The organism is Aeoliella mucimassa (assembly GCF_007748035.1).
Lineage (GTDB): Bacteria > Planctomycetota > Planctomycetia > Pirellulales > Lacipirellulaceae > Aeoliella > Aeoliella mucimassa.
Genome location: NZ_CP036278.1, coordinates 6,001,673 through 6,015,456, shown reverse-complemented (window position 1 = coordinate 6,015,456; position 13,784 = coordinate 6,001,673). Strand labels below are relative to the sequence as shown.

The following is a 13,784-nucleotide window of genomic DNA, read 5'->3' as shown; positions in this document are numbered from 1 at the left end:
AGCGAAGCGGCTCCTTTAGTGAGCGGTAGATAAGAAGAAACGCCCGATGGAAGTTCCATCGGGCGTTTGATTCGAGGTACGTGCCTTAATGTTGACCCGGACTGCCCTACCGGATCGCCATTAAGGAAACAGCGTTCCCCGTGTGAGGATTGTTTGCTGGCCGCAATTAGCGACGGCGATAAACAGCCAAGCCAGCGGCGGCCAACAGGCAGAGACCCAAAGTAGCGGGCTCGGGCACTGCAGCGGTCGACAAACCAGCAGGGACAACGCGACTGATTCCGAAGTTTTCCTTCCAGGTATCGTAGTCGCTCATGTCGACGATCGACGGAGTGTTGTCGTTCGGCAGGTTGGCCGTGGTGGAGCCGAGGTTATCGCGCCACACGGTGTAGTCAGCCAGGTCGACGATGTCGTCGCCGTTGTAGTCGCCAGCCAGCGGAGCAATCGCACCGCTATATACCACGCGACCGTTGTAGACTTCGCCTTGAGAGTTGGTCCACTTGAAGATCAGGTCTTCGGTGGCCAGCACTTCGTTGTAGGCAGCACCAATGCTCATGGCAGCGGTACCAGCCGAAAGGGTGGTTTCGCCAAGGTAATAGGCTTCCATCAGGCGACTGTCGTTGCTCATGTCGCCCGATTCCCAGCCGTTGCCCGAACCATTACCCGCGGTAAAGGCACCGATGCCAGCCAGCCCGTTGAACTCATCGGCATCCAGACCACCGCCAGGGCTGTCGATGGAGTAAGCCTTCATGAAGATGTTCTCTGAGCCAGCAAGGTTGTTGCGAATGGTCATCTCGCCAGTCGTGCGATTGACGTCGAGTACCACGTCGCTGGGACCGTCGAGCAGACGAAACTCGTGACCACCGATGTTGCCGACGCCGCCGGAGATTTCCGAGACGGTCAAACGCATGGCAACGTAGCGTCCCGATTGATCACCGCCGAGCGTGTAGGGACGCAAGGTGCTGTCGACAATGCGGGAATCGTCCGGAAGCAATTCAACCACCGAATCAGGATCGGAACTGGGGAGCACACCGCCGAAGTCGGTGTTGCTGAACCAAAACTCGAACATGCCCACGCGGTCGGCCGTGGTGATGGCGCCGGAGCGTTGGGCGTACATGAACCAGTTCGCAGTTACCGAGCTACCGTAGTCCAAAAAAACCACCTTGGGTTCCACGCCCAGACCAGCGTACTGGGCTGGAGGTCCGGTTGGGAACAGTTCAGGATCGTTGTAGTCGGTTGAGAATAGGTCGAAGACCACCTGACCAGGGTCGTCGAGAATCGTGTCGTCGAAAAAATTGTCGGGACCCGAGGTCTCGTTCTCGTTCGCTTGATCTGCAGGAATCGAAGTGGTAGGCGTCGAGCCAACCACGGAGAAGTTCTGCATCGACTGGGCTTGCGACAGAGCGGGTACCGCTAGAAACCCAAGCATCGCGACCATGGCAGCGATGTGCCGACGGCGGCGAACGCCGAAGGCCACTGCACCAGCGATCGCGAACAGAGCGATCGACGAAGGCTCAGGTACTTGAACACCAGCAGCGATCAACGCATCCATACCACCTGGAACCAGGCTCACGAACAGGTTGAAGTCGTCGATGTCGTTGTCGAGGTCACCGTCGAGGTCGCCCAGCAGGTAGGCTTCTAGTTCGCTCATGCCGGTGAAGTCGCCACCCATGCCGGCGCGGAACGCAGGCCAGTCGGCAGCATCAATCGACAAGTCACCATTGAAATCACCCCAAGGTACGGGGTCGCCAACGAATTCGACGTTACCGCCGATCACGGTTCCATTCTCATCGTAGAGGATGAAGATCGCATCGTTCCAGTTGGTAGGAGTCGTTCCATCGGCGTAGAACGAAGGAACCACGCGGAAAGCTTCGCCAAGGTTGAACTGGCCACCGGCCGAGAGGGCCAGGCCGTTGTCGGCACCACCTTCGCCATCGGCTTCGGCGATCAGGAAGTCGGTGCGGCTCGACTCGCTCCAATTGTCGCTGGCATCAGCACCGGTCGAAGTGATGGAGGTCCACTCTTCGGACGCGAGCAAGCCAGAGGCCGAACGGATTTCGTAGCTGCCGATCGAGAAAGATTCGTCTGCACGAATGAAGCCGGTACCTGCGTTGGGACCACTAATGTTAATCACCAACGCCGAAACATCGGCAGCGTTCAGCGAGAACTCAGCAATCTGCATCGAGTTGGCAGTAGCTGCGTCGCGTACGGTTGGGAACACCACTTTGTACGAGGTGTAGGCCGTATTGTTGCTGAACTCGATGGTGGGGCTTTGGGTGAAGCGATCGATAGGAGGTTCGAGAGTACCCGAGGTGATCAACGTGTAGTTTTGTTCGTTGCCGATACCATTGTTAGGAGTGGTAATCTCTTCGTTAGTGCCCCAGATCTCGTAGCTGGTGGGATCACGTTCAGGCCAGTCGTTGGCCGTGGTGATATTAAAGCTGTTGACGATGGTTGCACCGACCGAAGGGGTGAGAATGAAGCCCGAGTTTTCTTCAGCAAAGTTCAGGTATTTGGTCGTGAGAATGCGGTCGATCGCCTTTTCGGGGAGTTCAGCAGCTGGTGACGCGCTTTGTGGCAGCAGTTCGTCGTCAGCAATGGCAACGATTGGGTCGGTGGGCGAAAGAATGGCGTTACCAGTTCCATCCAGTCCACTGTAGAACTGGATTTCAGCAATTTGCATGCTGTTTTGGTTGGAATCCTTAATCGTGGGGAAGTACAAGCGATACGACGAGTAGGAACTCGAGTTCGTGAAGTTCACCGGGTCGGCAACCGTGAGGAACGTGTCGGGAAGCGCCAAGGTGCCTTCCGAAATAGTTTCCCACATGTAATCGATTTCTTCACCGGTGCCGTTGTTGGGAGTAGCGGTCGGACTAACGTTGGTACCCTGCAGGATGTAGGAAGCAGGAGTACGGCCGACAGCGTCGTTGGCCGTGGAAAGCACCATGCTCTGTACGGTGGACAGGTCGCCGGGGGTTACCAGAATACCAGTGTTGAACTTCCCAAAGTTCAGGTACTTGGTGTTGATGTCGCCATCAATCGCCATGGGGGCATCTTCGTTCCCACTTGCAGGTGTACTGCTTACAGGCGCAAGAAAGTCGGTATCGATCGCGATAATGAAATCGTCAGGGGTGAAAATATTGAACGCGTAAGATAAGTCTGCCTGAGCGGCTAGAACTAGCGCCATCAGGCACAGCATGCATCGTTTCATGAATCTACTCTCCCAGAGAAAAAGGCTTGTCCATTGCTGCCCTCGCAGGCCGCCTCGCAGGGCCTGCGTCAATGGAACGCTTGCTTCAACAAGTTCTCAAAAGTTGTGGTACACGAAGATAAGAAGATAGGGATCAACGGTTGGAGATTTTGTTCTCGCCGCCGTCAAAGCGGCTTCCCATGCGGCGATAGGCTTCGGGATCGACATCGAACGCGATTCCTTGAACCGAGCCATCGCACATCGAGAAGAGACAGACGCCAGGATGAGAGCTACCGAAAAGTTCGCGGGAGATGCCATCGCCGACATCGGCAACTACATCGGTGATCGACTCATCGGTGGATCGAGGTAGGTGGGTTGCCGCACGCGGAACGCCGGCTCGTGAGTAGCCAACATAGTAAGTGGAGCGAACCGTATCGTCCTGAAAGCCCACAAACATTCCCCAGTCGTCGGCAGCCCAACCTTGCAGGCTTTCGATGGTTTCGCGGGGAACCCACTTCTCGCCAAGAGCGATCGTGTTGGATAAACCGTCGGTGATCTGACGCAGTTTTACCGCGGTACCACAGAACGAAACGCCGGAGTACTCGTCGGCCGAAGGTGGGAAATCTTTGCTCCAAAGCTCGCGATTGTAGTTGTCGGGGGCGATGTTCAGACAGATGGAGTCGAAGCTGGTCTCGTCGCCTACGTTTGTAGCGTAGTCGCCACGCGAACCTTGGGACATGGTGTACCAACCTGCATTGCCGGTACCGTCCCCGGATAGCACGCTACCACCTGCAGTCACCGCATAAGGTCCACCGGTGCGACGCGATGGGCAGTTCATGATAGCCAACGGCGTGGCATTGCGTACTTGCAACGCGGCAAAACGATCGGAGCCGGTGAGGCCAACCCCCAAGTCGTAAAGCTGTTGCTGTTCGATGAACGGCAGCACGCTGAACATCCAGCAGCCAGGTTGCTCTTTGCCATGACCACGGTCGGGGTCACCAGTCCAGTGGCCTTTCCAGCCCGACGAAGGCATTTTGCCATAGGTCGATTCGTGATTAACCATGGCCAAGGTAAGGTTTTTCAGGTTATTCGTGCAGCTCATGCGACGCGCTGATTCGCGTGCGGCTTGGACTGCTGGCAAGAGCAGTGCGACCAGAATGCCAATGATGGCAATGACCACCAGCAGTTCTACCAGGGTGAAACCCCGGCCCTGTTTAGGCGGGCAACTAGCGAAATTAGCGGTTCGGGGGCAGTAAGTAGCCATTCGCACGCGTCTCCATGACAAGTTTTAGAAAGCACCAGTAACGGATCCTGTCTGTAGACCTTGCTTTGGCAAACCGCCCCACACGGCTTTGGGTCTCAGGAACTCGTATTTCAAAAAGTTGAACTAGCTAGTTCAACGGTGATGATAAGTCGTCGCAAAGAGATTCTGGTCGAAAAGCGCCCTTATGGGTTCACCACTTATCAGCATGACGAACGCAAATAAGCGGAAGCGAGGAATCTCTCCTACTACATTCATACCAAAAAAGGCAACGAGGTTACAAGATTTTTTTAACATTCGTGCCCCCTTTGGTTGGAACCAACTCAAGATCTCAGAAATAATGTAAGTAACCAAGCGAGCTATCTTGGTATCTAGCCTAATAGGGAAGGAAGTATGCGCCGGCTTGATTGTCGCATGCGCCCTGCCGCAGGCAGAGCTGGTCTTTCACCGGGAGTGTCGCGTTGAGCCCAAATCAAGACTCCGACGAATCGTCCTCGCTCGATCAATTGAGCAAGGAACACCAAGAGCATTTCGTCCAGCTTCTCACCGACGAGCAATCGAAACTGCTCAACTATATTGCCATGTTGCTGGGAGACCCGCATGCGGCTAGAAACGTATTGCAAGAAGCCAACTTGGTGATCTGGCGGAAAGCCGCCGAGTTTGAGCTCGGTACCAGCTTCACCGCCTGGTCGCGTAAGATTGCCTTTTGGCAGGCTCAGGCTTATGCCCGCGATCGGCATGTGTTTAGTGACGAGTTGATGGAGCAGATCGCGAATCGCAACCATTTCGGCGTGGCCGACCAGGAAGAAGCCAGCCCGCGAATCGCGTTGCGGCACTGTTTGTCGCAACTCAATCGTTCGCACTTGGAGTTGTTGCGAGAGAGATACGAAGAAGACACTCCCATTTCGGAGCTCGCCAAACGTACTGGCAAGACTCCCTCGGCGGTCAAAGTGGGATTAATGCGACTTCGTCGAGTTCTTTTGAAGTGTATTCGGAAAGAATTGGCATTCGAAGGCACTTAATAGAACAGGGCAGAGGTTCCAAGGGAATTCGCCGTTTTTGTCAGGAGAGAATCGGCCGTGAATCACGAAGAGCAGTGGGAAATCGAACGACTTGTCTGCGAGATTATCGAAGATAAGGACAATACCGACGCGATCGACGTGCTCAACGCCCGGTTGGCGGGACGCCCCGACCTGCAGGATCACTATTGCCATTACTTGTCGGTTCACTTGTTGCTGGTAGGCGAGCTGTCCGACTCGTACGGTCGATACACTCCCCTCATTCCGTTGAGTCCTGCACTCGGCCAGCCGGTGGTTGACCAGGACGAATGCACGCTGCTGGTAAAGCGTATCGATACTGCACTAGCCGAAGCGACCCGAAAGTCGGGCAGCAAGCGGTGGATTAAGCAGGTGCTCCTGGCCGCGGCCGCTTGTATTGCCGTGTTCCTGTTGATGCCAAGAGGTGGCAGCGATACCGCTAGCAACCACTCCGTCGCCGAATTGGGGCTGGATGGGTGGTATCAGGATGTGAACCACGCATTGTTCTGGACCGCCGACGATCAGGCCAAAAACCTGGTGAGTCGGCTGACCCGCACGTCGTCGCCGGTGCGGGTGTTGCTTCCTTCCAATGGAACCGCCGATCTGCCCGAGCCGCAACTCATCGGCGGTACTGCCTGGGTGGAGTACGAAACCGGCTTCCGCGAGCGGGGCCGTGTGGTACCGCTCCCGCCGGGCATGTCGATGGAAGTGTTCATCGATACCGATGCTTCGTCGCAGAACAACTTGTCGGTCGTCGAGCTCGACAAATATGGCCGAGCGGTTGGCTCCAATTACTCGGTGAGCAACGTTACCGGCAACAGCAAGCCGGTCGACCTGCGAGCGGGTTGGATTGGCAAGGTGTCGGAATCGAATCCTACCGACTCGACCAAGTACTTCTTGTTCATGGGCGCTTACCTCGATGTGCGTGAAGAAAACGAAGCTTGGGTGCCAAGCAACTTCCACGATTACATCGACACCGAAAGCCTACTGATCGTCGGCTGGGACGACCGCTCCTATTGGTCGACCGAAGGACCATTCGCGGTGCCAGATCCTTCGATGGATAGCGACTTCAACGACATGCGAGCGATCATTCGGTTCTCGCACCTCGATGGGAAGGGGCCGAAGGAACTGCCAACGTATTTGCCAACCCCCACCCAACCTACCAAACTGGCCGAGACTCGAGGGATTGGTTACGAATTCAGTATTCGGCCTGGGGAAGAGGCTTACCTGATGGTCTCGGGGTACGCGGCTCTGCAAAACGCTATGGAAATCATCGACCTCGAAACCGAAGAGGTCGTTTGGCGGCATGGCGGTATTCCAGCGGCCAAGGAGCTGAAAGGAAATTCCGAGCCCGACCGTGGGGTGTACGTGATTCGCAATCAGTCGGACGAAGTTCGCCAATACGAGGTGCAAGCTCAATGCCTCTACGTGCCGGAGAAGGATTATTGGAAGCACATTCCGTTTAAACTGCTGGGCGACAACCCCGACACCGCAATCGTCGGCTTTGAAGACAATCCCCACGCGACTAGCAATTGGGACTGGGACGACGTGCTGGTAGTCATCCACTGGTTTGAATGCCAGTAATTTGAATGCCAGTAGAGCGATGGTTGTCTCGCCTCTCCCGGCGAACTGCCTGCGGGCCAATTTGCATGGCCCAAGTGGCCAAAAATAGTTGTTGAATCTGCGCGCGAGTTTGCTCTAATAGGGCTATCTGAAAACCATGACCTGCAGGCCGAGTCGGTGTCCGACTACGGTATTGCAGAAGGACCCCACTCACGGTGTCGATCGTTGGTCGAATCTCGGCCATGGTTACGTCGAGTTGATTCGCTCCCCGCACTGTGGGGGCACAATCGGCCGATTCGGTTCGATGCCGCTCGCTGTAAGTTGAATGCTGGTAACGTGTTATCAGCATCGCCAGACTGCGAGTGGAGTGAATAAAGCCCCCACGCATCGATTTTCGCGGAAATTGAAAGTGGGGGCAATTCGATAAGTCGTTGCTGCGACTGATGTTACGTGGAGGTGAACAAGTTGCACCGGCTCTAAAGTGGGGGCAAAACCGGTCGGAGCTTGCTAGCTGACCACCGATGAACGATTGCAATCGGCCCAACCCGGGCAGTTTCACTGCTTTGCCGAAGGATGGGGAAACTCCACCTGCTGCGTCGGTAGTGTGGTGCTTTTCCATCCGGACTAGCAGGTCTAGAATAGTCCCCCGACCGCAGGCCTTAGTAAACACTCAGAATAGGAATCGAGATGCCCCTCGCTGATTTTCCCGACCTGACTCTCTCGCACAGTGCGATGTCCGTACTCGAAGCCGCCGAAAAGGCTGGCCGCCTGCACATGGCGGGCAGCGTGGAGGAGCTAGTCGCACTGTCGCTACCCGACGCTTCGCTCGGTCTTGGCGATATCGACGCCGATGGATACTACACCGTGGGGTACGACGTGCCGGGCGGGGAGTACGTGCCCGAAGCGAAGGTCTGCAAAGTAAAGAACGGCGTCGCTGCCAACTACATCGATCCCTATATGCGTCGCCGCGACCCCGACTGCATGCTCGTCGGCGACATTGCCAGCACCGACAAGCCAACCTACCAGCAGCGGTTTGGCAAACCCTTTAACGACCTCCGCGGCGAAACGCTCGAATGGCTGAAGACCCAGCCGATTGCTGCGTTCTTCTTTCGCACGGGTCTGCCAAATCGTCCGCTAAACGCGGTGGCCATCGCTCCCGCGAACGCGGGCTTCTTCGCCCTTGGTCTGGCGATGCTCCAGGGAATCATTCCGCTCGACGAAATCCGCGCGGCTGGCACTAAGTACCATCACGGGGCCGTGCTGTACGTGGCCCCGCCGTTCCGCCATACGCATTTCGAGGGCAAGCAGGTCGTCGTGCACAATCGTCGCTTCGAAGACGAAGTGAATCTGCACGAGCTGTTCTCGTACAACCTGTACCCCGGTCCTTCGGCCAAGAAGGGTGTATACGGCATGCTGCTCACCATGGGCGAGCGCGACGCGGAGCCTTGGACCACCGCCCACTGTTCGACCGTGGAAGTGGTGACTCCCTACGAGAACACCACCACCATCATGCACGAAGGTGCTTCGGGCGGTGGTAAGAGCGAAATGCTCGAGCGGATGCATCGTGAAGCCGATGGTACGTTGTTGCTCGGCGAAAACCTGGTGAATGGCGACCAGCGGAAGCTGGCCCTCGCCCGCGGCTGCGATCTGTTGCCAGTGACCGACGACATGGCCCTGTGCCATTCCGATCTGGAAACCGAGTACAAGCAGGAAGGCAAGCTCTCGCTTACCGACGCGGAAGCTGCCTGGTTTATTCGCGTGAATCACATCGAACACTACGGTGTCGATCCGCATCTCGAAAACATCACGGTGCATCCTCCAGGACCACTGTTGTTCCTGAACATCCAGGCCAAGCCCGATTCGACCGCTCTGATCTGGGAACACACGATGGACGCGCCTGGCAAGCCCTGCCCGAATCCGCGGGTGGTGTTGCCACGGACCTACGTGCCGGGCGTGATTAGTCATCCCGTGACGGTCGACATCCGTAGCTTCGGCGTGCGTTGTCCCCCTTGTACGGCCGAGAATCCCACGTACGGCATCATGGGCATCTTCCATGTGTTGCCCCCCACGCTGGCTTGGCTCTGGCGATTGGTTGCCCCCCGCGGCCATGGCAATCCCTCGATCGTTGATCAAGGCGGCATGCAGAGCGAAGGGGTCGGTTCGTTCTGGCCGTTCGCGACAGGTCGCAAAGTGGATCAGGCGAACATCCTACTCGATCAGATTCGCAAGACCGAAGAGACGCTGTTTGTGTTGATTCCCAATCAGCACATCGGTGCTTGGAAGGTTGGCTTTGCTCCGCAGTGGATCGCCCGCGAGTACCTGGCCCGCCGCGGCGCGGCCCCGTTCCGCCCCGGCGACCTAAGCCCTTCGCGTTGCCCGCTGTTGGGTTACAACAAGCACACGCTGATGGTCGAAGGCCAGACGATCGGTACCTGGTTCCTGGATGTCTCGCAGCAACCAGAGGTTGGCCCCGAGGCCTACGACAAAGGTGCCAAGATCCTTACCGACTTCTTCCACCAGCAGCTCAAGCAGTTCCTGGTCGACGATCTGCAACCGATCGGTCGCAAAGCGATCGAGGCCTGCCTGGATGGTGCGACGATCGAAGATTACGAGTCGCTTTTGTAGTTTCGTCGTGAGTCGACCAAGGACTCGCAGCGCATAAAAAAGCTCCCCACTCGCTCTCGGCGAGTGGGGAGCTATCGCAAACAAATAACACACCGTCTAGGCTGTCTTGCGGCGCACGCAACGCAACGCAAGCAGTCCACCACCAACCAGTAGCAAGATGCTGGAGGGCTCGGGAACCGACTGACCAGAGAGCAACTCGCCGAGGTTCAACGAGGCCGCGTTTACATGGTTGGTACGGATGATGTCCCAGTCGAACAGGTCGACGATGCCATCCATATTGAAATCGCCGAGACCATAGCTATTCAGGTCTCCCACACGCAGGTCGCCAATCACCTGCTCGGTTTGCCAGTTGGCAATGAACGCCGCAATGTCGTCATTCGCCCCGCCGGTGCCATCGCCCATCACGACACCGTCGCCGGTGAGGTCGCCAGGCGTGAGGCCTGCGATCGCGTCGGCGACAAACGAGTTATCGGTCGCCAGGTCGAAGTCGCCGTAGTCGTCGAACGGCGCGGCCGTCGAGGTGCCGATGACGAACAATTCGAGATCGTCGAGCACGCCTTGGTAGTAGTCGGTCGTGCCCGGCGTGTCGCCGCTATTCGAGCCGACTACCAAAGGAGAAGTATCCGCATTGCCATAGCCTGCACCACCCGCGACTACCGCGATGCCATTGATGTATAGTCGCGAGCCATTCGCCGCACCATAAGGACGAACCAACATGACATGCGCCCACTCGTCGAAGTCGACATCGACTCCCGAGCTGTACTCGACATTGGAGTACTGCATGACCCACTCACCCGCGGCGCTAATACGCACCGAGTGCTGCGGGCTGTCGGCCACCAACGACTGGTCGGTGCCTAACCCCGAGGAGTAAGGATAAGCCCAGAACTGCATCCCACGATCAAAAATGCCGACGTAGTTGAGGTCGCCATTCTGCGTGTCGGCACTGTACGAGTTGACCGGTCCATTCAGATTCGGACCGTCAAGGTAATCGCCGGTGCCGAGGAACTCGACTCCAAGATCGCCGGAGCTAGCCCCCGGGCGGCCCATCTGGTCGACGCGAACGTACTTGGGATCACCCCCCGAGCGAAGCAGGTCGGCGTAGTTTTCGAAGTCGGTATCTGGACCAATGGAGTCGAGCGTGCCATCGGTTACCACGTTGCCAGAGCCGGTGCCAACCACGTTGTTCACTGCGTTGCCGGCATCTTCCAATGGGTCGTCGCCAAACAAATACTGCCGGTCGAGTGTCGAAGCCAACGTGATGCTCGGCAGCAACACGATGGCCAACAGCAGAGCAGACATCCCCCGCCGGCGGCCCACCAGCAGCAGACTACCGACGAGCAGCAAGGCCCAAGTCGCGGGCTCTGGTACTGCTGAGCCGGCGTTCAACGAACCAGATAGAGCACCCGAACCGAATTGACTCTTCCAGAAATCATAGTCCTCGCTGTCGACCACCCCAGGAGTGCTGGCCGCGGGATTTTCGTTTGCGAGCGTGATGTTCGCACCGAGATTGTCTCGCCACACGGTGTAGTCGGCGAGGTTTACCAGGCCATCGCTGTTGTAATCGCCGGGCGTACCCCCGCCGGTTACATAGGTGGCAGGCACATCCACAAACAGACCGGAGGAAGTATCGCGGTAGCGAAGCATGATGTCCTCGAGTCCAGAGCTTTGATTGAACACACTGCCCAACGAGACCTGTTCGCCGCCGGCCAGGGTTGAGTCGCCGGTTAGGAAGAACTCGCCGAGTTCCGAATTATTGCTACCGCCGGCTTCCTCCCAGCCATTGCCGGAGCCGTCGCCAGCAGGGAAGCTCGCCAGATTCTGATCCTGCAGGCTATTCCAACTTACAACATCCAGCGATCCCGACTCGCTGGTCAACTTATAGAGGTTTAAATCGATAGGAGAGCCAGTGTCGTTCTTGAGACTCACCATTCCCGTATCGGTATTCACTTGCAGTGCAAGCAGAGGATCGGGTGCGTTCAGCGACAGGTTGTCCAAGGCAAAGTTGTTGCCTGCGGTCGCGTTGCTACTCACCTCGAACCGTGCGGTATAGGTAGAACCATTCGTGAGCGAGACATTGTCGAAGTCCACAATCACATTCGAGCCGATGTTGCTCGCAGCATCGGTAGTACCGAGAGGTCCAATTTGGGCGGTTGATAATGAGTTCATGCTACCGTCGAAGATGGTGACATCCACGATACCGCTATTGTTATGAGCACCACCTTGATTACCACCACCGCCAGAGATGAACTGATAGTCGAACTTCAGGTAGTCGAGTATCACACCAGGGGTCGTTGCTTGGAAAGACAAGTCGATGTACCAAGGACCTTGCGTATCGATGTTGTAGGCAACCGCCAGGCGATCGACGTTTTCCGCGGCCCCATCGGTTTGCACGGCCCCGACCGAGAGCGGAATCGTGGAGCCAGGGCTGCTCACTCCGTTGGTCGTCCAGTTGATGCCAGTAAACGCACTTGCCCCGTCGGTCGATCCGTGGGCGTCAAAATTCGAGGAGAGCACTTCGAGAGCCTGAGCCGGTTGGCCAGCCAGGATGCTGACGCCAAGCACCAACATGGCGACTACTCGAACAAGCGCCCGACGGGGACGATTGCCTGTGCGGCAGAAAAAGAGCAGCGGAGCGACTGCTGCCAGCAGCCAGGCGGTAGATGGTTCGGGGACCGAAGTTGCCGCGACCATCGACTCGAACGCCCCGGTGCCGAACGTGGTGTCGTACATGGTTTTGAACAGCAGGAAGTCTTCCTCGTTGTTCAAACCATCGCCATTCATGTCACCCATTTTGAATTGCTCGGCCGCCGACATGGTAGAAAGATCCCTGAATATGTTGTTGCGAAAAGCAGGCCAGTCCACTTCGGTAAACAGACCATCGGAGTTGAAGTCGCCGTTGATGATCGGGGCCCCGACGTAGCGAAGCGAAGCGTCGGTCGGTCCCGCTTGGGTGAGAAGTTGCAGTTCGAGGTCTTCGGCTGGGTTTTGGATCCAGATGTTGCCCAGGTCGATGCTTTGGCCGGCAGCAAGGGTCAGGCCGGCACCTCCAGGAAGCTCGGCTTCGCCGACGTTCTGGCGATCGCCAGTTGCGGTGAACTCGAACCAATCGCTTTGAAGACCTTGATCGGTAATCGAGTTCCAAACCCCATTGTCAGAGTTGAGAGCACCGCTGTCAGAGCGGAGCGAGTAGCCGACGAGAGTAAGCGACGAAGAGAAAGGGTTGCTCAGCGTCACATTGCCCGACTGTCGATCGACTTCCACAAAGAAACGCGGAGTCGGAGCGACCGCCGTGGCGGTGTTGCCAGAGATGTTAAGGATGCCAGGTTCTTCGAGTGCGGATACACCATCGACAAAGATCTCGCCCAAATGTTCGCTGAACTCGGCTTCCGAGGCCAAGGTGAGTGTCGCACCCGGTTGCATAAGAACTCGGGTCGTATCCCCTTGCGAGTTGATCGGATCGCCCCCTCCGCGGAAGGTGAGCGAGCTAGTGGAGTCGAGCAGGATGTCGGCCCCCAGCGTGGCGAATTGCATGTCCATGCTGCTGCCATTCGTCAGATGAAAATAGCTCTGCAGATAGCCGACCTCGCCGGCAATGCCGCCCGAGTCGTTGGAGACCAAGGTCGCCCCGTTGAGGGTCGCGGTGTAGCCGTCGGCCATGGCGAAGGTCGTAAAGCCAGCAGGATAGTCGCTAGCGACTATCGTTGTGCCCGAGATCGTCACGTCGTCTTCGATCGGAACACCTGCTTCGATCGTGGTGACCGACGAACCCGTCAAGTTGTAATTGTCCACGGCAAACAATGCGGTGGAGTCAGCGCCAGCACCGGTCCAAACAATCACGGCCAGCGTATGGTTTGCCGAGCCGCAGGTAAGCAGTGCGAACAGTGCTATCCATTTCCAAGCATAAAACCTCTGTAGAGCAACCACGGGAACTCCCTATATCGATGGAAAACTCGAAAGCCGGCCTGGTTCAAGCCAAGGTATTAAAAATGAGTGAGAAGCGTTGGATAAGACAAGCCAAGCTACCGAAGGCAACAGCTGCCGGCTCGGTAGCCAGGCTAGTGAAGCGTTGTGTGAACTATCGAAAGCGTCTGACGGAAGCCATCGCACCGAT

General features: G+C 57.0%; 6 protein-coding genes. 3 read left to right on the top strand and 3 right to left on the bottom strand.

Translation table 11 applies throughout. From position 1 onward, the window contains the following. Window positions 1-166 precede the first annotated feature (166 nt). Window positions 167-3,208 carry a PEP-CTERM sorting domain-containing protein gene (locus tag Pan181_RS23675; RefSeq protein ID WP_145251068.1) on the bottom strand — a complete coding sequence of 1,014 codons (3,042 nt, stop codon included), beginning with the start codon at window positions 3,206-3,208 and terminating at the stop codon, window positions 167-169. 133 nt (window positions 3,209-3,341) lie between these two features. Continuing rightward, window positions 3,342-4,451 carry a DUF1559 domain-containing protein gene (locus Pan181_RS23670; RefSeq protein WP_145251065.1) on the bottom strand — a complete coding sequence of 370 codons (1,110 nt, stop codon included), beginning with the start codon at window positions 4,449-4,451 and terminating at the stop codon, window positions 3,342-3,344. Between the two features lie 458 nt (window positions 4,452-4,909). Here Pan181_RS23670 and Pan181_RS23665 point away from each other — a divergent pair, with 458 nt between their 5' ends. From Pan181_RS23665 to Pan181_RS23655, 3 genes are all read left to right on the top strand, one after another. Beyond that, window positions 4,910-5,470, top strand: a complete 561-nt coding sequence (locus tag Pan181_RS23665) for a sigma-70 family RNA polymerase sigma factor (RefSeq protein WP_197528642.1) — start codon at window positions 4,910-4,912, stop codon at window positions 5,468-5,470. A gap of 57 nt (window positions 5,471-5,527) precedes the next feature. After that, a complete protein-coding gene (locus tag Pan181_RS23660) occupies window positions 5,528-7,069 on the top strand; it encodes a hypothetical protein (protein ID WP_145251059.1) in 1,542 nt (513 codons plus the stop codon). Window positions 7,070-7,735: 666 nt separating this feature from the next. Beyond that, entirely contained in the window at window positions 7,736-9,673 is a 1,938-nt protein-coding gene (locus Pan181_RS23655) for a DUF4914 family protein (RefSeq protein ID WP_145251056.1), read from the top strand. 96 nt (window positions 9,674-9,769) lie between these two features. Here the strand turns inward: Pan181_RS23655 and Pan181_RS23650 are convergent, their stop codons facing one another. Then, window positions 9,770-13,597 carry a PEP-CTERM sorting domain-containing protein gene (locus tag Pan181_RS23650; protein ID WP_145251053.1) on the bottom strand — a complete coding sequence of 1,276 codons (3,828 nt, stop codon included), beginning with the start codon at window positions 13,595-13,597 and terminating at the stop codon, window positions 9,770-9,772. Window positions 13,598-13,784 lie beyond the last annotated feature (187 nt).

Bases quoted from the DNA above. Each gene is read 5' to 3' on its own strand.
- Pan181_RS23675 (WP_145251068.1), bottom strand. From the start codon at position 3,208: ATGAAACGATGCATGCTGTGCCTGATGGCGCTAGTTCTAGCCGCTCAG.
- Pan181_RS23670 (WP_145251065.1), bottom strand. From the start codon at position 4,451: ATGGCTACTTACTGCCCCCGAACCGCTAATTTCGCTAGTTGCCCGCCT.
- Pan181_RS23655 (WP_145251056.1), top strand. From the start codon at position 7,736: ATGCCCCTCGCTGATTTTCCCGACCTGACTCTCTCGCACAGTGCGATG.